Source organism: Prevotella sp. Rep29, assembly GCF_019551475.1.
Taxonomy (GTDB): Bacteria; Bacteroidota; Bacteroidia; order Bacteroidales; family Bacteroidaceae; genus Prevotella.
The window spans coordinates 810,243-828,563 of the sequence record NZ_CP047159.1; the positions used below are offsets into that span (position 1 = coordinate 810,243).

Sequence of the window (18,321 nt, forward strand, 5' to 3'; positions counted from 1 at the left end):
AGCAAACCTCGGTAGCTTGTTTTTGGGGTAGTATTAATCATCCCCCCTCTATGTTTGTTGTCTTAATGTAGTAACTATTTCAATTGCGTTCCGTCCTTGAATGCGTTTCCGACTTTTTCGCCGACAACGCGGTAGGCGAGGGCGGCTGAGTCGAACATGATGGGCTGGAGTTTGGAAAGATCAACGTTGCCTTTCTCGTCGAGAATGCACTCGTCAGCACTCATGTTGACCACTTCACCTACGATGCGGATTTCTCCTTCGGGCGTTTCTTCCTCGCGGAGGAAGCGGCATTCGAGGGTCAGTGGCAATTCCTTGAACACTGGAGCGTCAACCTTCTCGGCTTTCTCCGCGTGCCATCCTGCTTTCTCAATCAGTTTCGGCTCTTTCAATCCACTGACAATGCCCACATAGTCGGCTGCCACAACGGTGTCTTTGGTGGCGAAACTGACGGTGAACGCCTTTTTCAGGGCGATATTGTCGCGTGTCTTGCGCACATGTCCGATGTTGATGGCTACGTGATATTCGCTGCATTGTCCGCCCCATGCCACGTTCATGGCGTTGGGTGTGCCGTTTTCGTCATACGTTCCGATAATCAGTACGGGCAGGGGAGTGACGACGGTTTTCTTTGGATCGAAGTTCTTTCTCATGTTTTTCCTTTATTTAAGTTCAATAATCTTATATTTCTTGCTTCCCAAGCCGATTTGCTCAGCGTAGTCCACGATATAGGTACCATGCTGGCGGTTGATGCGTTCAATCAACGGTTGACTATCATTGCCGGCAGACGGCTTGTGGTTGAATATCATATCGAGGCAAGCTTTGTCAAGCGCCACGGGGTCGGTCGATGCAAGGATTCCCATGTCTTTGAGCTGGGGATCGGCTGGATGTGAACTGCAGTCGCAATCAACGGACATGTTGTTCATCACATTAATATATATAATGTTGCCGGAGAACCAGTCGTGCACACTCTGTGCGGCAGCTGCCATCGACTCCAGGAAGAAATCTTGTGCCGGCAGGTTCTGCCATAGTTCTTTCGGGCTTTGCACTTTGCCTGCGGTATGGATATATGCCTTTCCGTCAGACGAGGCAACGCCGATGCTGGCATTCTTCAGCACGCCGCCGAAACCACCCATGGCGTGGCCTTTGAAGTGGGCGAGGTTAATCATGAAGTCGTAGTTGCCGAGATGCTCGCCCACGATGTTGTATTTCAGATGTTTCTTGTCTTTGATAGGAATGCGCAGGTTGCCGTATTCGTCCATGATATCGACGGCGGCGATGCTGTCAAAGCCGTGCGCATGGACGGTCTCCCAGTGTTTCTTTACGTCCTGACGACTGCCGCCGTATGCCGTGCAGCACTCGACAAGCGTGCCGTTCACCTCATCCACCAACTGACGGATGAGTGTCGGTTTCAGATAATTGTTTCCACCGCGCTCGCCCGTACTGATTTTTACAGCCACGCGCCCTTTGGCTTCAACGCCGAGCGCCTTGTAGATTTTAACGAGTGATTCGGGGGTGATTTCTTTCGTGAAATACACTTTCGACTGTGCCGACAAACCAATGGCGAAGGCAGATGCCAATGCCCATAATGCTAATCTTTTCATCATCTTCTTGTGTTTTATAAAGTTGGATTGCAAAGATAACGCAAATCAAGCGCAATCAAGTCAAACTTGAAATTGCTGAGATGCAGCTTATCTTCTGCAAAGATAAGCATTATTTCTCAAATATGAAAATCGGTCGTTATGCTTTCGCCAGCCACCCTTTCATTTTTCCTACGATGAGAACAGCCAGGATTGCCGCCACGCAGATGCCGATGAAGAGCCATCCGAAGCCCGTCATGAATGCCAGTGGGGCGAATGTGACGAGGCATATTTCGACGGGAGCGATGAAGATATAGGCGAGGGCGTAATCCTCGAGACAGCGTGTGCGCTGTTCCGGATCGACCACGCGGAGCAGTGCGATGCCCATTGCCATCGTACCCGTGAACCATCCCCATGAGAACATCGCCTTCTCAAACCAATAGTCGGGCATGATTTTTCGCGCAACGATAAAGATATAGAAGAACGTGCAAGCCAAGCCGGTAATGAGCAGTATCAGCAGCGGAACGATGTTCTGAAGCACGACGGACAGTTTGATGCTGGCGATGCCGCATGCCACGAGGATGTCGGTGAATGTGCCGCTGAGGTGACCGACCGTCTCTTTGCAGACGTATTTCGTCACACCGGTCTTTTTCAGTGCCGCCACGATGATGATACCCACGATGAATGCGCAGCTGAATACGGGCAGTTCGAGTTTCGGAACGAACGCCTGGACCAGCTTGCTCAGTCCGTAACCGCCGAGTGCCACAGCCATCACCATGGCAAAATTGAACGTCAGCGAGTCAATCGAGATAGATGAGGTGGTGTTCTCACCCATAGAAGTGCGTTTCTCTTCCGGCAGCAGTCCCGAACGATATTCGTCGGGCAACTGGCTGAAGTCGCTGAGGAAAGAGGTATGCCCTTTCTTCGTGCCGCGCTTGACGATGAGCAGACCGATAATCACAGAGCCGATAATTCCCACCGTGGCTGCCGTCATGGCGAGCGTGAGCATATCGTCGTAGTGATAGGTCTTGAAGGCAGAGCCAAGCGCCGCTGCCGTCCCGTGTCCGCCGCAATAGCCTGCAGGCATGGCTAATCCGAACGCACTGCTGATGTCAGGCCAGAAGAACTTCAGTATCAGAATGCCCATCAGTCCGCCGAGCGTCCATTGGAGCAACATGCCCATTTGCGAATAGACCCACATGCGTCCGATGTTCTTGTTGGCACCCTTTGCACCGCCCGACGTGAACGGCAGACAGGCGAAGATACAGGCAATGAGGATGCTGGCATAGGTGCCCGTGTTTCCTGAAAGGGGAATAATCCCAAAGCCGTTCGGACCGAACGCCAAGCCCATGAATCCGGCAATCAGCGATGGCGGGATAAAGAGTTGCTGAACCCATTTCACCTTTACGCGAATCCACTTGCCCAGCAAGAGCAACAGACCGATGATGCCGGCATCGATGAAGAGTGTCCACGGAGTGAATGGAGGCGTGCCGCTCTCTTTCACGACGGCTTCCTCGTTACCATTCATGAACTGGTCGATTTTTTCCGAACAGAGGGGCAGCAGTTTGCTGATACGGTCCAGGTTGTCAGCGCTTACACTCTCTTTGGAGAAAGGCACAAACATGGTGGTCAGGTCTTCTGTTCCCGCATCGCGCCCATATTTGAAGTCGTAGTTCAGGTTCCCGTCGGCATCGAGCAGCTCGGCAGGGAGCAGTTTCGATGCAACGGAGATGTAGGGCTCCAGCACTCCCGCTTGTTCGTTGTCGTTCAGGTTGTGGTCGGCGAGCAATGTCTTGTAGCATTCGTAGGCGGTATTGACAGCCGGGTCGATGAATACGCAGTCGTCGGCTATCAATGCAGCATACGGCATGTTTCCGTTCTTGTCCTTATAGCTTTTCAGTTCCTTCAGGTGCTTCTGGAGGGTTTCCAAGTGGAAGGGATAGTGTGTGCAGCCCAGGATAATGGCTCGGAGCGGAGTCTTGATGTGCTGTTTGCGTGCCCGTTCGAGCAGGCTCAGCAGGTTGTAGCGGGCATAGTTCTCCGCAGAATTGATTTGGACGCGGATGACTTTCCCGCTCTTGTCGCGCTCGATGAATGCGCCACCGTTCTTGGTGTCAAAGTTGTAGGCATCCAACAGGCTGGCATCAATGCAGCCGTCATCGGTGTTGCCGATAGCGGGACCTTTGTAGCTGTCGGAAAAGTTCTTGAGCGTTCGGTCAACAAACACCTTCTCGCCATCCACCGCCTCGGCAAAGCCGTCGCCTGTCTCGTTCACAACGGTCAGGGCAAGTGTGCCGGGAGCTAAGGATTTCAGCGTGCGTTCATAGACCCCGCTATTGATGGTGCCCACTGTAGCCAGCACGCCAATCGATGCTTCTTTCCGACCTTTGACAGCTTCCAGCGCACTGGCTGAACCGGCATTCACCACACCAATCACTTTCACGTTGCTCTTGGCGGCTGTCAGGAGGTTTTGGATGTGTTCCAGTCCATAAGCCGTTGCTGTGTTGCAGGCGATGACAATGATTTTGACGGGATTCTTTTTGCCGCTTGGCTGTTGCTCGGAAGCGCTTGTCCAATAGTTGGAACTCATCAGGAACAGGGCATCCTTGACGGTCAGTTCGCGCAGAAAATCCGCTTTCCCCTTTGAGTCATATTGCCCGTAAGGCATGTTGGCTTGGTCTGCCAAATACTCGAAATTCTCGTTGATGAAATCGGGTATGCCGTCGGGTTTCTCCTCACCGGTCTTGTTGTTGAAGCGGTCCTGGGCGAGAATGCGCTCCAAGACGGTGAAACCGCCCGTTCCGCTGTCGAACACGCCGATAGGCAATGTGCGCAATGCCTGCGGATAGTTCTTGAAGTCGAGATAGAAGCGTGAGCGCTTATCGTTGAGTGCTTTCTCACTGACAGGCAGGAGGGCAGTCTGTGCCGTACTGATGAGGCACGCTGCGAAGATGGCTATAAAGGTGGAAATCGTTTTTCTCATAGGTCTGATTGGTGTTTTCTGTCGATTGATATTTGACTTAGTCGATACGGATTTGGTGAGAGCGGGCTATGTTCGTATATTCCTTTTGTATATACTGATCCACCCAGTTGTAGAAAGATTGGTAGGCATCTGTGACTTTTCCTTTCGCACGGAATTGCCTGAGCAGTTCATCGCCTTTCTCCAATATCGGTTCTTCGGCTTTTCTCACTTGTTGCAGAATACCAGTCTCTCGTTTGTTGATCAGGCGGTTCAGTGCAAGATAGTTATAGCATTCTCCGCCTTTATATGCCCAGACGTAGTCTTTCAGCCTCATCGACCAGTCTCCGATTGTGCATCGTCCTTCGCTGTTTCTTCCCACAGAGGCGGGCAGTTGTCCGGAAGGTGTAATCCATAGTGGAATCACGACGGTCATGAGCGGATTGCCCATCGCCAGCCAACTGGTCGTAAGAAGTGGATTCTCATTGGGTTTCACGCCCTGGATGACCACCATTCCGCCAGTCGTGTAGCGGGGAATGAAGTCGGTGAAGTTGATGGGCGTTTCCGTGTTTTCGTCCTGCGGAATCATGTCATACAGGTTCACACCCGTCAGTCCGTGTTCTAAGCACGAGCCGAAGGTGAGCAGTTGGCGATAGGTGACCTTTCCTTTTGCCACGCTCTTTTCCATGAGCTCGGTCGCTTTCTTGAAGCGGGAGACACCTGTTCCCTTGTTGACATCGCCGGAGATGGCATAGTTACTGCGGACGAGGTATCCCTTCGGGGCAACGGCGGGGTCGTTCACGTCGAACTTCTTGTAGCCGTTCGCACCGCATTCGAAGTAGGCTGCATTGCCTGCGGCATCGATGCAACCGTAGTTACTGCCGTAGGCAAAAGGTGAAAGTGTCTTCAGCAGCGCCTCGAACTCGTCAACCGTCGCACAGTTTTCCAGTGCTATGCGAATGATGTTGCCGTAGGTGTAGGTGCCACTCATCGGGGCATCCAGGTCTTTCGCCGTATTGTTGACCATGGCGAAGCCCTTTTCGTTCTGCCCGTAGAAGATGCTGTTCATCGTCGGGAAGTTCAAGCGGGCGCAGCCGATATAGGCATACTTACCCGAATTGTTGTGGATATAGATGTTCGTGCGGAGTGTCTCCGCGGAGCCGTCGGCTGTCTTGAACATCAGCGGGCGCCCGTCGGCTGTCATCTTGCCGGAAACAATGGCTGTCGTGCAGGCAAGACTGACGGCTGCCGACAATAGTGCGCAAAGGGTTAAAAACAGTTTCTTTCTCATCGTCTCGTTTCTTTTTTGTCGTTTGTGTCGGGATTATTTGCGTTTCTTGCTCTTCGAAGCTTTCTCTATGAGGAGGTCGAAGAAGCGTTTTGCAACCATGTCGCCGTTCTTTGCCACGAAGATTTCGGGGTGTGACTGAAGGGCGTAGATGGGATAGTCGGGATAGCCTTCGAGGGATTCGGGTACACCGTCGGGGCTCCATGCCGTGACGCGCAGACCGGGTGCCACGTCCTTGATGCACTGGTGGTGACGGCTGTTGACGCCCAATTCGGTTGTTCCGAACAACTCCGCTGTCAGACTGTTCGGCAATATATTTATAATATGTGCCGGCGTGCGGCTGTCATCCATCTGTCGGTGTTTCAGTTCGCTTTCCGGGAAGTCGGAGGGAATGTCCTGATACAGCGTGCCTCCCATGGCGACATTGATGATTTGCAGCCCGCGACAGATGCCGAAAACCGGCAGCTTGTGCTCAATGGCTTTCTTGATGAGGAGAAATTCGAAAATGTCCCGCGCATCGTTCACCTCTCCCAGGAACTCATGGCGCTCCGCACCGTAATAAGCCGGGTCAACGTCGGGACCGCCCGTCACGAGAACAGCGTCAAGACGGGAAACAATCTCTTCAATCAAAGCAGGGTCGTCCGTGGAGGGAATCAGATAGGGAATGCCTCCTGCCATCTTGACAGACTGCGGACAGTCATAGCCGACGGAGAGGCTGTTGCCCTTCAGTGTCGTCGTAATGCCGATTACGGGTTTCTTGGATTTCTTGACAGGTTTAGCCTGGTCGGCTTTGTCGTAGAGCGACTGAAGCTTGGGAGCTAAAACGGTTCCTTTCTTGACTTGTGCGCTGGCTGCAAATGTGCAGAGGCAGACCAATGCGATAAATAGAATTCTTTTCATAAGTTTAAATAAGATTTTCTGCAAATATAAGGAAAAAAAGTGTATCGTGACGGCATTTTTTCTGATTTTATTTTGAAAGGGATAATGTTTCAGCCTGACGTGAAACATTGTCCTTTTATCTCCGACCGGTCATTGGAATTTATGTCAGGTGGTTGTCTGTTTTTTTTAGATGAGTGCCTCGCTGCTTTTGTATATTTATGCAAGGGGTGCGGTTCGGACGGATGTTTTGCAAACTTCTGAATTTCAAGACATTAAGTAATGCTTTCCAAAAGTTCAACTTTTAGCTTGCAAAAGTTGAACTTTTGGAAAGTGAAAGTTCAACTGTATGTTTATGCACCCTTTTCTGCATGTTTATACGGGTCTGTTTTTGTGGTTATTTTCATCGGATTTGCGATAATTCTAAATAAAAATTTGTCCGTTTCAGAAAAAAAGTGTAACTTTACATCAGTTTTACAAAACCAATATGATTATGATAGAATATCTCTCACAGAATGTATGGTTGATATGGGTGCTTGCCAGCATTATCTGCCTTTTGCTTGAATTGACGTCGGGTGACCTTTTCATCCTCTGTTTCTCCATCGGAGCACTTTGTTCTGCCGTAGCGGCAGCGTTGGGTGTGGGATGGGTGTTGCAGATTCTTATTTTCGCCTTCTTCACGTTGTTGAGCATCTTCTTCGTGCGACCGGTTGCTTTGCGGTGGTTACACCGAAACGAAGATAACCGTCTGAGTAATGCCGATGCACTCATGGGGCGCGTCGGAACCGTGAGCGAGACCATCGAGGAAGGTGGCTACGGACGCGTGGCTATCGATGGAGACGACTGGAAGGCTGTCGCTCTCGACGGGCAGTCGATAGGACAAGGCGAACGGGTGACGGTCGTGGGTCGGGAGAGCATCATCCTGACGGTGGAAAAGTCATGACAAATTAACATTTCCCTGACTCCTACATGACTCCTATGTAACTCCTATATGAGTCCTATACTGAAAAACGATTATTTTAACATTTAAAATCTTTACAAATATGTCAGTAACAACGTATGTTTTAATCGCAGTCGTCATCTTGGTGCTTGTGTTCGCCAAGAAAGCATTGGTAATTATACCGCAGTCGGAAACGCAAATCATTGAGCGCCTGGGTAAGTATTATGCCACGCTCAAGCCGGGCGTCAACCTGATTATCCCCTTCATCGACAGGGCGAAGACCTTCATCACCATGAGTCGCGGACGCTATATCTATTCCAACAGCATCGACCTCCGCGAGCAGGTTTACGACTTCGACCGCCAGAACGTGATTACGAAGGATAATATCCAGATGCAAATCAATGCGCTGCTCTATTTCCAAATCGTGGACCCCTTCAAGGCTGTCTATGAAATCAACAACCTGCCGAACGCGATTGAAAAGCTGACGCAGACCACGCTGCGTAACATTATCGGTGAACTGGAGCTCGATCAGACCCTCACCAGTCGCGACACCATCAACACCAAGCTCCGTGCCGTGCTCGACGATGCCACCAATAAGTGGGGAATCAAGGTCAATCGCGTTGAGCTGCAAGACATTATGCCGCCAGAGAGCGTGCTCACAGCGATGGAAAAACAGATGCAGGCAGAGCGTAATAAGCGTGCAGCCATCCTTACGTCTGAAGGTGACAAGCAGTCGCAGATATTGCAGTCTGAAGGTGACAAGATGGCGATGATCAATCGTGCCGAAGCTGCCAAGCAACAGGAGATTCTCCGCGCGGAAGGTGAAGCACAGGCACGCATCCGGAAAGCCGAAGCCGAAGCCGTGGCAATCGAGAAAATTACCGAAGCCGTCGGAAAGAGTACCAATCCTGCCAACTACCTCCTTGCACAGAAATACATTCAGATGATGGAGGAACTGGCAAAGGGTGATAAGACAAAGACGGTATATCTGCCATACGAAGCAAGCAACCTGCTCGGAAGCATCGGTGGCATCAAAGACTTGTTTAAGGGAGAGTAGTTGATGAATATTTGTATTGTTGCAGGGGCGCGACCGAATTTTATCAAGGTGGCACCCATTATCCGTGCCGTCAACCGTGCCAAGGAACAACACCAAGACATAGGCTATCAACTCGTCTATACAGGGCGGAAGGATGACCCCTCGCTGGAGCAGTCCCTGTTCGAGGACCTGCAGATTCAGCGCCCCGACGTATATCTGGGCGTTGATTGCGCCAGTCTGAACGAGCTGACGGGACGGGTGATGGCAGCGTTTGAAAAACACCTGTTGCAAAATCCGACGGATGTCGTCATCGTCGTGGATGATTTGGCTTCTACGATGGCGGCAGCCATTGTCACGAAAAAGCAAGGCGTACAGCTTGCACATCTTGTAGCTGGGACACGGTCGTTCGATATCAAGATGCCGAAAGAAATCAACCGCCTCGTCATCGATGGATTGTCCGATTTCCTCTTTACGGCAGGCGATGGCGCAAGCAGCATCGTCAGTCGTGAAGGAGCACACCTCTCCAAAGTCTATATGGTAGGAAACATCCTCATGGATACACTCCGCTTCAACCTGCCGCGGCTCAAGCGTCCTGCCGTCTGTGACGAACTGGAACTGAAAGAGGGCTCCTACATCGTGTTTACCCTCAATCGGCGCGCCCTGATAGAAAACGAAGAAAACCTCCGGGAAATGTTGCTTGGAATAGAGAAGGCAGCGGGAGAGATGCCTGTCGTAGCACCGTTGCGGGGAAAAGTGTATGCAGCGGTGGAAAAAATCTGTTCCGATGCCAATCTGTCTGCCATCCAGTTGTTACCCCCACTGAGCTATCTGGAGTTCGGATACCTCACGGCTCACGCCTGCGGCATCATCACCGACTCGGGCAACGTGGCAGAGGAGGCTACCTTCAACGGAGTGCCATGCATCACGCTCAACAGCTATACGGAACATATTGAGACCGTGCGGCAGGGAACTAACGTCCTGGTCGGCGAAGACCCTGAAAAGTTGGAACATGCCGTAAGCGACATGGTAAGCGGCAACTGGAAGAAAGGCAGTCTGCCCGACCGCTGGGACGGGCGCTCGGCAGAACGCATCGTCCAGACACTCTTGTCGTTAAAGAACACATAAGAGACTATAAAAATGGAAAAGAAAACTGTATTGATAACTGGTGCAACCAGTGGAATCGGAGAGGCTTGCGCACAGCGTTTTGCAAAGGAAGGCTGTCGCGTGATTGTCACGGGACGTAATCAGCAGCGTCTGGTGGCGCTGAAGGAAGAATTGGAAAAGGCGGGCGCCGAAGTGCTGACGCTGTGTTTCGATGTGCGTGACAGGGCACAGGCAACGCAAGCTGTTGAAAGTCTGCCGCAGGAGTGGAAGGAAATTGACGTCCTCGTCAATAACGCAGGGCTCGCTTTGGGGCTTGAGCCTGAATACAAAGGCTCGTTCGAGGATTGGGAAACGATGATAGACACGAATATTAAAGGACTCTTGACGATGACCCGCCTCATTGTTCCGGATATGGTCAGACGTGACCACGGGCACGTCATCAACATCGGTTCCATCGCCGGCGATGCTGCCTATGCCAACGGAAATGTGTATTGTGCAACGAAGGCAGCAGTGAAAACCCTTTCAGACGGGTTGCGTATTGATGTGGCAGACACGGCTGTGCGGGTGACAAATGTAAAACCGGGATTGGTGGAGACGAATTTCAGTGTGACACGTTTTCATGGAGACCGGGAGCGGGCAGACAATGTTTATAAAGGAATCAAGCCGCTGACGGGTGACGATATTGCTGACGTGGTGTTCTATGCCGCTTCGGCTCCGGCACACGTGCAGATAGCTGAAGTAACGGTGCTGGCAACTCATCAGGCAAACGGTTCGACCATCGTCCGGAAATAATGAAGAAGACCATCCCTGTCATCGGCATGGCGTGCTCTGCATGTTCTGCCAATGTGGAAAGAAAACTCAACAGCTTAGAAGGTGTCAACGAGGCAACGGTCAGTCTGCCAGGGCGTACTGCCACTGTGGAGTATGACCCTGAAGTGATTTCTCTGGAACAACTGAAAGCAGAAATCAAGTCCATTGGCTATGATTTGGTGATTGAGGAAAACCGCTCGGTGGAAGAGTTGGAGCATCGTGCCTATCAGTTGTTACGGAGAAAGACGATACTCGCTTGGATTTTTGCCGTGCTGGTCATGGCTGTCTCTATGCGTTGGATTTCTTTCGGACGCAACTTAGATGCATCGTTCTCCAATCAGATAGCACTGATTCTGACTTTGGCAGCCATCATCTTGTGCGGACGTTCGTTCTATGTTTCGGCTTTCAGGCAGATGCGGCACGGAACAGCCAGTATGGACACGCTCGTAGCGCTCAGTACGGCTGTGGCTTTTCTGTTCAGCGTTTTCAATACTTTCTTCGGAGACAAGGTATGGACTTCACAGGGCATCGCTTGGCACACCTATTTCGATGCGCCGTGCATGATTATCGCCTTTGTGCTGACCGGTCGCCTGATAGAGGAACGGGCACGCAAGGGCATGACGGGCAATATACGGGCGTTGATGGGATTGCGCCCCAAGACGGCAAGAATCGTCACGCCGGATAATGGGACCATGGACGGCGGCTTCTCCGAAATACCGATAGCCGCCATTGGCGTCGGCGACATGATTGAGGTGCGTGCAGGGGAGAAAGTGCCGGTGGATGGTGCGGTGACGTGGGCGCAGAGTTTCATGACCGATGACGGTGCGTATGTGGACGAGGCGATGATGACGGGCGAACCGACGCCCGTATTGAAACGTTCCGGCTCGGAAGTGCTGTCCGGTACGCTGCTCGTACAGGGAAAACTCCGTTTCCGTGCCCGACAGGTTGGAGAGCAGACGGCACTCGCAAACATGATACGTCTGGTGCAGGAGGCACAGGGCAGCAAAGCGCCCGTTCAGCGGATGGTTGACAAGTGGGCGCGGATATTTGTTCCGGTTGTGATAGGCATTTCTGTATTGACATTCTTCCTGTGGTTGCTGATAGGTGGGATGTCTATGTTCTCACAGGCACTCCTCTCTGCCGTTTCTGTATTGATAATCGCTTGTCCGTGTGCCATGGGATTGGCTACACCGACAGCCATCATGATTGCTGTAGGAAGTGCCGCCCGGAAGAATGTGCTGGTTAAGAACGCAACGGCAATGGAGGTCTTGCGGAAGGTGAATGCGGTTGTCATTGATAAGACGGGAACGCTGACCATTGCAAACCAGCAAATCGATTTTACAAAGGCAGACCATCTCTCTTACGAAGAGCGTGAGACGCTGAAGCCGCATGTGCAGGAGGCAGTGGGTGCCATGCAGGAAGAGGGCATCGATATCCACCTGATGAGTGGCGACAAGGATGAGGCGGTCCGCTTTTGGGCTGACAAGGCGGGCATCTCTCATTACCAGAGTGGTGTGAAGCCGCAGGACAAGGAAAACCTGGTGCGCACCTTGCAACAGGAAGGAAAGACGGTGGCAATGATAGGCGACGGGGTGAATGACTCACAAGCCTTGGCGGTTGCCGACGTGAGCATCGCAATGGGAAGGGGAACCGACGTCGCGATGGACGTGGCGCAGGTGACGCTGATGGGCGACGACTTGCGCCGTATTCCAGATGCAATCAGGTTGTCGCGCCGTACGGTAAGTACGATTCGGCAGAACCTCTTTTGGGCGTTCATCTACAATATTGTCTGCATTCCCTTGGCTGCCGGTGTGCCGCGTCTGTTTGACATGGATTTCCAGATTACACCGGCATGGGCGGCAGCGCTGATGGCTTTTTCAAGTATCAGTGTCGTTTTGAATAGTTTGAGGTTATTGAACCCTAATCGGTCATCAGAACGCCATTAGATTTTTTGTACTGTTTTTCTGCTCTTCGTGCCATAGCATTATTTGCTTTGACATCTGCCTCCAACCTTTCTCTCACCGTAGCCCGCTACGCTTTCGTGAAAGGTTGAAGCCATCTGCACAAAGCAAGCAACGCTCTGAGCACAAAGTCTAATGACCGATTTGGGTTAAAGAGACAATAGGAACGTGACTATCTGTTAGGTACCGGATAGTCATATTGCTTATGATATTCCGTGGTCGGCATCTTCTGTGTCTCGACGGAAACTTCCATGTAGAATGACGGCGTGAAATTATAACGGACGGCGGCTCCGATGCGGTCGCCAAGTGCATGCATGTGATAGAGCGGACGCGGCATGTAGTCGTTTTTGACCAGCGATTTCTGACCATAGATATAGGCGGACCAGCGTTCGTTGAATTGATATCCGAGAATCGCAGAAATGCCGGCATCCTTAAACGAGCGGTGCATCCAGCTGATGTGGTTGAAATAGCCGCCGATGGCAAGGGACAGTCGATTGGTGACGGGCAGTGCATACATGGCACTGATGTTCTGTGAGAACCCTGCACCGTGGTACGCATGTTTGCCGAATTGTGCAAACACAGACGCCCCAAGACTGACGTTCAGACCTTTGTGAAGCTCCCAGCTGTTCCAGCGGTTAAAGGCATAGGGGTAATAGTAATAGTAGCGCGGCGGTATTTGTCCGTATTCATTCAAAACCGGAAGGTGGAGACTGTCATCTGCCTGCAACGTGTGGAGCGGACTCAAGGGCATGGGAGAGAGAGCCGTGGCAGGTGTCTTCGTCCCTTCTTGCTCCTCTGCTCCTATGGAAGTGACATGCTCTTGCGCAAATCCGAGCGCACTGACCGACATGAATATGCAATATAACAAATAGCGTTTCATGGCGACAAAGATAGGTAAAAGTGTCAGAAATCCCAAAAAAGTTAAGAAAAAATAGACGGCATTTTCAGAACTTCCCCATACCAAATTCAGTGAAATTGATGACCAAATTCAGTGAATTTGGTGAGTAAATTCAGTGAATTTGCTTTTCAGAAGTTGCACTTTCATCAAACAAATCAAGTTGATTTGATGAGTAAATCAAGTTGATTTGGTGACCAATTTAAGTTAAACGCGAGTTAGACGTGTGGGCAGTGAGAAGGCGAAAAAACAATGATTATTTTGTTTTTTTGTCACTTTTGCCTATCTTTGTAGAGATTTTTAGACGAATGGCAGCTCCGTGAGGCTGCATGGGGTTAAACTGTTAAAATACGGAATAAATGAGTTTTTTCAAGACGTTGTTCGGAGGAAAAGAGGAAAGCCCAGAGGAGAAAGCCCGTGCTCAGGAGGCACAGGACTTTGATAAGCTGAAATATGGCGGTGTCCGGGCTTTGAAAGTCGGTCAGGTGGACGTGGCTGTCCAGTGTTTCTTGCAGGCACTTGAAATCAAGGACGACCTGGAAATACGCGACCATCTGTCGGTAGCTTATATACATAAGAATGAACTGCAACAGGCTTTCGCCCAGTTGGAGATGCTCGCGAAAGCCGAGCCCCGCAATCAGGGGATATGGCTGCGCATGGCGCGGGTGGCTTATATGATGGAGGATTATCACACGATGGATGACCTGTGCCAACGGGCATTGTCTGTCGATGAAAATAATCCGGAAGTCTATTGTCTGCACGCTCGTGCCTTCATCGGGCAGAATCAGTTGGAAAAGGCAATCGGCATGTTGACGGAAGCCATCGTGCGGAATGACAGCTACGGAGAGGCATATTTGTTGAGAGGCGACACCTATCTGAGAATGGGCAATGCTGAAAAGGCGGATGAGGACGTGACGCATCTGCTGAAACATGTGGAAGACAACGAGGATGTGCTCTTGTTGAAGGCTCGCGTGGAAAGGAAAAAGGGCAACGATGATGAAGCACTCTATTATTATAATAAGGTGGTTGATGCCAATCCGTTCAGCTTGCCGGCATATCAGGAGAGGGCATTGGTGAAGCTGGCGGCTGGAGACAAGGCTGGCGCAGAAGAAGACTTCTTGAAATACAAAGAGTTGGATGAGGACACTCCGACAGATATTTCCGTGGAAGGAATCGAGCAAAAGGTGCTGCAGAAATATCGGGATGTGGACCCTTACGGCATTTTTACGAACTGAGAAAAAGGAAGAAGGTAGGAATATGACTGAAGAACTGTGTTTGGAACCGTTGGGACTGCCTGGTGAGGGCAGGCGACCGCTCGTCGTTGCCGGTCCCTGCTCGGCTGAAACTGAGGAGCAGGTGATGGCGACCGCCCTTCAGCTGAAGGCATTGGGCTACAAGATTTTCCGTGCAGGAATATGGAAGCCGCGAACCCATCCCGGAGGCTTTGAAGGACAAGGAAAGCGCGCATTGCCGTGGCTCAGGCGTGTCAAGGAAGAGACGGGAATGCTCATCGCTACCGAGGTGGCTACTCCCATACATGTGGAGCAAGCGCTGAACAACGGTTTCGACCTGCTGTGGATAGGAGCACGGACGACTGCCAATCCATTTGCGATGCAGGCGGTGGCAGACGAGCTCAGGGGAGTGGACATCCCCGTGCTGGTGAAAAACCCGTTGAATCCGGACATCGAACTCTGGATAGGGGCTTTGCAGCGGCTGAACCATTCGGGAGTGAAACGCTTGGGAGCGATTCATCGGGGCTTTTCGATTTATGAAAGCGAGATGTACAGGAATGCTCCCATGTGGCAGGTCGTTATAGAGTTGCGGCGGCGCATTCCCGAGATTCCTATTTTCTGCGACCCAAGCCATATCGGTGGGCGGCGCGACTTGATTCTCCCGCTCTGCCAGCAGGCAATGGAACTGGGACTCGACGGACTCGTTGTTGAGAGCCATTGCAGCCCGGATGAGGCTTGGAGTGATGCCATGCAGCAAGTGACGCCTGAAGAGCTCCACCGGCTGCTGGCGCAAATCGTCATACGTGACGAGAAAGTGCCGACAGAAAATATCACTGCCCTCAGAAAAGAGATGGAGATAGTTGACGACCAGATGATGGAACTGCTTATTCGGAGAATGAAAATCAGCCGTCAGATGGGAATTTATAAGAAGGAACATAATATGCCTGTACTGCAACTCATGCGCTACAGTGAGATTCTCGATAAGCGTTCGGCACAGGGCGAGAGGTGCGGACTGAGCCCGTCGTTCGTGAAAAGGATTTTCGAGAACATCCACGAGGAATCGGTGCGCCAGCAGATAGATATAGTGAACAGTCAGCAGGAAAACGCATAAACGGAGTTCTGATGATAGGCACGCTGTTGGTCTCGTTTCTCACGCTCGTCCAGCTCAACTGCGAGAACGTGTTCGACTGCCGTCATGACGAGGGGAAGAACGATTATGAGTGGCTCTCGGACGCAGGAAGACACTGGAGTTACAAAAAATATTGGCGCAAGTTGAACAACCTCTCCAAGGAGATTATCTCCTGCGGTGGGGAAGGAGCGGAATGGGCATTGCCCGACCTCGTGGCGCTTTGTGAGATAGAAAATGACTCGGTAATGGTTGACCTTACCCGCAAGTCGCTGCTCAGAAAAGCCGGCTACCACTACGTCATGACGACATCGCCCGACGAGCGCGGCATCGATGTGGCACTGATGTATTCGCCTTATTCTTTTGCGCTTCTTCGTCACCACACACTCCGCGTCGAGCCCGTCGGCAATCGCCATCCTACACGCGACATCCTGTATGCCTCGGGTCGGCTGGTCAGTGGCGACACGCTCCACGTCTATGTAGTGCACGCACCGAGCCGGTCGGGTGGGGAACGTGCGTCGCGTCCCTATCGGTTGAAGGTGGCAGAGCGGCTTTGCCAGTCCATTGACTCCTTGCGACAGACGACGCCGAATCCGCACATCGTTGTTGCCGGCGACTTCAACGACTATTCGGGCGACAGCACCCTTGTCAGACTGGCGCAGCATGGATTGACAGACGTGTCGGAGGGTGTGGAGGGCACGCATGGCGCTAAAGGCACGTACAAGTATCAAGGGAAGTGGGGGAGTCTGGACCATATCTTTGTAAGCAGTAGCTGGAGCAGCCGGTTGGTTGACTGTCGGATTCACGACCTGCCCTTCCTGCTTGAGAAAGACGAGAAGTACGGAGGCATGCAGCCGCGCCGCACCTACGTCGGTTTCCGCTATCATGACGGCTTCAGCGACCACCTGCCACTGGTGGCGCGCTTTCTCCTTCCAGCCACGGAAACAGGCAATGAATAATTCCCTCCTCTTTCCGAATAATTTGCTTTCTGCTTTTATTTTCAAATAAAAACCATCGTTTTTTTGTTTTCAATAAAGAAAATAATTATCTTTGCATCAGTAAATTACGTGATACAGGTTTAAACCTACTTAAATTAAAAAGATGAAAAAGAAAACAATCCTGCTCATGATACTCAGTATCTTGTTTGTTGCAATGCCTGCCTTTGCAGACAGCGCCATCGCGCGACTGCCCGAAACCGCTGTGTTAGCCGCCGAGAACGCTGACCATGCCATCTATTTCGACCAGTTGGCAGCACCTTCCGAAGACGAGGCTGGCGTTGTGACCGTGTGGTACAAGGACAAGCGCACCAACGAGGCGTGCATCCTCTTCTCTACCAACGCCAATGCCGAGCCAGTGTGGGGGAAGATGAAGAACGGCTGCACAGCCGTCGAGCTCAGCAATATTGCCGCTGCCGACAAAGCAGTCTTCATCCCAGGCGCCGACCATCTGGTCATCATCGAGGGATGCCCCGATGCCCGCAACATCTGGACATACATCATCGACCTGAAGAAGCGCACCGCCAAGCAGCTGCATGCAACGGAAGGGCTCCTTGGCATCGATGCCGAGCATCGCCAGATTCGCCTCTCTGACTACCGCTACCACCCCGAAGGCGGCCGCTATTCGGTAGAAAAGGTCTTCACCTATGACGGAACCTTCGTCAGCGAAAAGTATCTGGGGGAAGAATAGTCCCACAACTTTCAACAGTAAAAACTTAACTGATATGAAACGAATGACGATTTTTATCTCAGCACTCCTGATGGCTGTGCTGACAGCGTGCAGCAAGAGTGATGACAATACGATAGCAGACTTGACGGTGCTCACGGAATGGCAGGCAGGAAAGACTGTCTTAGCTGAAGCCGTGGCAGCCTACGGAGGCATCGACAAGTGTTTCGCTGCGGAACCTATCCCCGATGGCGTATGGGCGAGGATGCAGGGAAAGACTTATAAGGAGAATCCGCACATTGGGCGTGGTGACCTGCGCCATATCCGCGCACTGCACTGGGACTATGACAATCAGATGCATGTCGGCGAGATGATTTGCAACAAGGAGATTGCCGACCGCGTGGCACGCATCCTGCGTCAGCTCTTCGATGCGAAATACCCCATCCAGCGGATGGTGCTGCCCGACGTCTATAACGCTGACGACGAGACGCAGATGCGCGACAACAACTCGTCGTGTTTTTGCTACCGCGCCATCGCTGGCTCCACCAAGCTGTCAAAACATGCCCGTGGGCTGGCAGTGGACATCAATACGCTCTATAATCCTTACTACAAGGACAGAGCCGACGGCACTCGCTTCATCCAACCTGCTACGGCTGCTGAATACTGCGACCGCACGAAGTCATTCCCCTATAAGATAGACCACAACGACCTCTGCTTCAAACTTTTCACCGAGGCAGGCTTTGAGTGGGGCGGTGACTGGAGAACGTGTAAGGACTTCCAGCATTTTGAACTGATTGGAGAGTGAGCGGGCGGATTGCATATCCCCCGAACGGAGTTTTTGTAAATTATATAAATTAC

Annotated in this window: 16 protein-coding genes; 10 read left to right on the forward strand and 6 right to left on the reverse strand. The window is 51.7% G+C overall.

What is annotated here, in order from left to right:
• Positions 1 to 74: 74 nt before the first annotated feature.
• The 5 genes from GRF55_RS03425 to GRF55_RS03445 form a co-directional block, all read right to left on the reverse strand.
• Positions 75 to 647: a flavin reductase family protein gene (locus GRF55_RS03425; RefSeq protein WP_220369152.1), complete on the reverse strand. Its 573-nt coding sequence runs from the start codon at positions 645 to 647 to the stop codon at positions 75 to 77.
• Between the two features lie 9 nt (positions 648 to 656).
• A complete protein-coding gene (locus GRF55_RS03430; RefSeq protein ID WP_220369605.1) occupies positions 657 to 1,598 on the reverse strand; it encodes a DUF362 domain-containing protein in 942 nt (313 codons plus the stop codon).
• Positions 1,599 to 1,734: 136 nt separating this feature from the next.
• The gene (locus GRF55_RS03435; protein WP_220369153.1) at positions 1,735 to 4,557 is read right to left on the reverse strand and encodes a sodium/glutamate symporter; all 2,823 of its coding nucleotides are present in this window, start codon (positions 4,555 to 4,557) and stop codon (positions 1,735 to 1,737) included.
• A 37-nt stretch (positions 4,558 to 4,594) separates the two neighbouring features.
• Entirely contained in the window at positions 4,595 to 5,824 is a 1,230-nt protein-coding gene (locus GRF55_RS03440; RefSeq protein WP_220369154.1) for a carcinine hydrolase/isopenicillin-N N-acyltransferase family protein, read from the reverse strand.
• Positions 5,825 to 5,857: 33 nt separating this feature from the next.
• The gene (locus tag GRF55_RS03445; RefSeq protein WP_220369155.1) at positions 5,858 to 6,721 is read right to left on the reverse strand and encodes a gamma-glutamyl-gamma-aminobutyrate hydrolase family protein; all 864 of its coding nucleotides are present in this window, start codon (positions 6,719 to 6,721) and stop codon (positions 5,858 to 5,860) included.
• Positions 6,722 to 7,190: 469 nt separating this feature from the next.
• On the opposite strand from GRF55_RS03445, the gene GRF55_RS03450 reads away from it, so the two are divergent.
• The 5 genes from GRF55_RS03450 (at position 7,191) to GRF55_RS03470 (ending at position 12,533) form a co-directional block, all read left to right on the forward strand.
• Positions 7,191 to 7,640, forward strand: a complete 450-nt coding sequence (locus tag GRF55_RS03450; protein ID WP_220369606.1) for an NfeD family protein — start codon at positions 7,191 to 7,193, stop codon at positions 7,638 to 7,640.
• 100 nt (positions 7,641 to 7,740) lie between these two features.
• The gene (locus GRF55_RS03455) at positions 7,741 to 8,694 is read left to right on the forward strand and encodes an SPFH domain-containing protein (protein ID WP_220369156.1); all 954 of its coding nucleotides are present in this window, start codon (positions 7,741 to 7,743) and stop codon (positions 8,692 to 8,694) included.
• A gap of 3 nt (positions 8,695 to 8,697) precedes the next feature.
• Positions 8,698 to 9,798: a UDP-N-acetyl glucosamine 2-epimerase gene (locus GRF55_RS03460; RefSeq protein WP_220369157.1), complete on the forward strand. Its 1,101-nt coding sequence runs from the start codon at positions 8,698 to 8,700 to the stop codon at positions 9,796 to 9,798.
• Positions 9,799 to 9,810: 12 nt separating this feature from the next.
• Positions 9,811 to 10,569, forward strand: coding sequence for an SDR family oxidoreductase (locus GRF55_RS03465; protein ID WP_220369158.1), 759 nt, complete (start codon positions 9,811 to 9,813; stop codon positions 10,567 to 10,569).
• Positions 10,569 to 12,533 (forward strand): cation-translocating P-type ATPase, encoded by a 1,965-nt coding sequence (locus GRF55_RS03470; RefSeq protein ID WP_220369159.1) that lies wholly within the window; start codon positions 10,569 to 10,571, stop codon positions 12,531 to 12,533. The genes GRF55_RS03465 and GRF55_RS03470 overlap by 1 nt, the downstream gene beginning before the upstream one ends.
• Positions 12,534 to 12,720: 187 nt before the next feature.
• Here the strand turns inward: GRF55_RS03470 and GRF55_RS03475 are convergent, their stop codons facing one another.
• Positions 12,721 to 13,428: a hypothetical protein gene (locus tag GRF55_RS03475; protein WP_255563828.1), complete on the reverse strand. Its 708-nt coding sequence runs from the start codon at positions 13,426 to 13,428 to the stop codon at positions 12,721 to 12,723.
• A gap of 374 nt (positions 13,429 to 13,802) precedes the next feature.
• Here GRF55_RS03475 and GRF55_RS03480 point away from each other — a divergent pair, with 374 nt between their 5' ends.
• The 5 genes from GRF55_RS03480 to GRF55_RS03500 all read left to right on the forward strand — a co-directional run bounded on the left by GRF55_RS03480 (position 13,803) and on the right by GRF55_RS03500 (position 18,268).
• Positions 13,803 to 14,678, forward strand: a complete 876-nt coding sequence (locus GRF55_RS03480) for a lipopolysaccharide assembly protein LapB (RefSeq protein WP_220369160.1) — start codon at positions 13,803 to 13,805, stop codon at positions 14,676 to 14,678.
• A gap of 22 nt (positions 14,679 to 14,700) precedes the next feature.
• A complete protein-coding gene (locus GRF55_RS03485) occupies positions 14,701 to 15,786 on the forward strand; it encodes a bifunctional 3-deoxy-7-phosphoheptulonate synthase/chorismate mutase type II (RefSeq protein ID WP_220369161.1) in 1,086 nt (361 codons plus the stop codon).
• 11 nt (positions 15,787 to 15,797) lie between these two features.
• Positions 15,798 to 16,760: an endonuclease/exonuclease/phosphatase family protein gene (locus GRF55_RS03490; protein ID WP_220369162.1), complete on the forward strand. Its 963-nt coding sequence runs from the start codon at positions 15,798 to 15,800 to the stop codon at positions 16,758 to 16,760.
• Between the two features lie 142 nt (positions 16,761 to 16,902).
• Positions 16,903 to 17,487, forward strand: coding sequence for a hypothetical protein (locus GRF55_RS03495; protein ID WP_220369163.1), 585 nt, complete (start codon positions 16,903 to 16,905; stop codon positions 17,485 to 17,487).
• Between the two features lie 34 nt (positions 17,488 to 17,521).
• Positions 17,522 to 18,268: a M15 family metallopeptidase gene (locus GRF55_RS03500; RefSeq protein ID WP_255563829.1), complete on the forward strand. Its 747-nt coding sequence runs from the start codon at positions 17,522 to 17,524 to the stop codon at positions 18,266 to 18,268.
• Positions 18,269 to 18,321 lie beyond the last annotated feature (53 nt).

Coding starts and splice junctions, on each gene's coding strand:
- GRF55_RS03425 (WP_220369152.1), bottom strand. CDS start 647: ATGAGAAAGAACTTCGATCCAAAGAAAACCGTCGTCACTCCCCTGCCC.
- GRF55_RS03430 (WP_220369605.1), bottom strand. CDS start 1,598: ATGAAAAGATTAGCATTATGGGCATTGGCATCTGCCTTCGCCATTGGT.
- GRF55_RS03435 (WP_220369153.1), bottom strand. CDS start 4,557: ATGAGAAAAACGATTTCCACCTTTATAGCCATCTTCGCAGCGTGCCTC.
- GRF55_RS03440 (WP_220369154.1), bottom strand. CDS start 5,824: ATGAGAAAGAAACTGTTTTTAACCCTTTGCGCACTATTGTCGGCAGCC.
- GRF55_RS03445 (WP_220369155.1), bottom strand. CDS start 6,721: ATGAAAAGAATTCTATTTATCGCATTGGTCTGCCTCTGCACATTTGCA.
- GRF55_RS03450 (WP_220369606.1), top strand. CDS start 7,191: ATGATAGAATATCTCTCACAGAATGTATGGTTGATATGGGTGCTTGCC.
- GRF55_RS03455 (WP_220369156.1), top strand. CDS start 7,741: ATGTCAGTAACAACGTATGTTTTAATCGCAGTCGTCATCTTGGTGCTT.
- GRF55_RS03460 (WP_220369157.1), top strand. CDS start 8,698: ATGAATATTTGTATTGTTGCAGGGGCGCGACCGAATTTTATCAAGGTG.
- GRF55_RS03465 (WP_220369158.1), top strand. CDS start 9,811: ATGGAAAAGAAAACTGTATTGATAACTGGTGCAACCAGTGGAATCGGA.
- GRF55_RS03470 (WP_220369159.1), top strand. CDS start 10,569: ATGAAGAAGACCATCCCTGTCATCGGCATGGCGTGCTCTGCATGTTCT.
- GRF55_RS03475 (WP_255563828.1), bottom strand. CDS start 13,428: ATGAAACGCTATTTGTTATATTGCATATTCATGTCGGTCAGTGCGCTC.
- GRF55_RS03480 (WP_220369160.1), top strand. CDS start 13,803: ATGAGTTTTTTCAAGACGTTGTTCGGAGGAAAAGAGGAAAGCCCAGAG.
- GRF55_RS03485 (WP_220369161.1), top strand. CDS start 14,701: ATGACTGAAGAACTGTGTTTGGAACCGTTGGGACTGCCTGGTGAGGGC.
- GRF55_RS03490 (WP_220369162.1), top strand. CDS start 15,798: ATGATAGGCACGCTGTTGGTCTCGTTTCTCACGCTCGTCCAGCTCAAC.
- GRF55_RS03495 (WP_220369163.1), top strand. CDS start 16,903: ATGAAAAAGAAAACAATCCTGCTCATGATACTCAGTATCTTGTTTGTT.
- GRF55_RS03500 (WP_255563829.1), top strand. CDS start 17,522: ATGAAACGAATGACGATTTTTATCTCAGCACTCCTGATGGCTGTGCTG.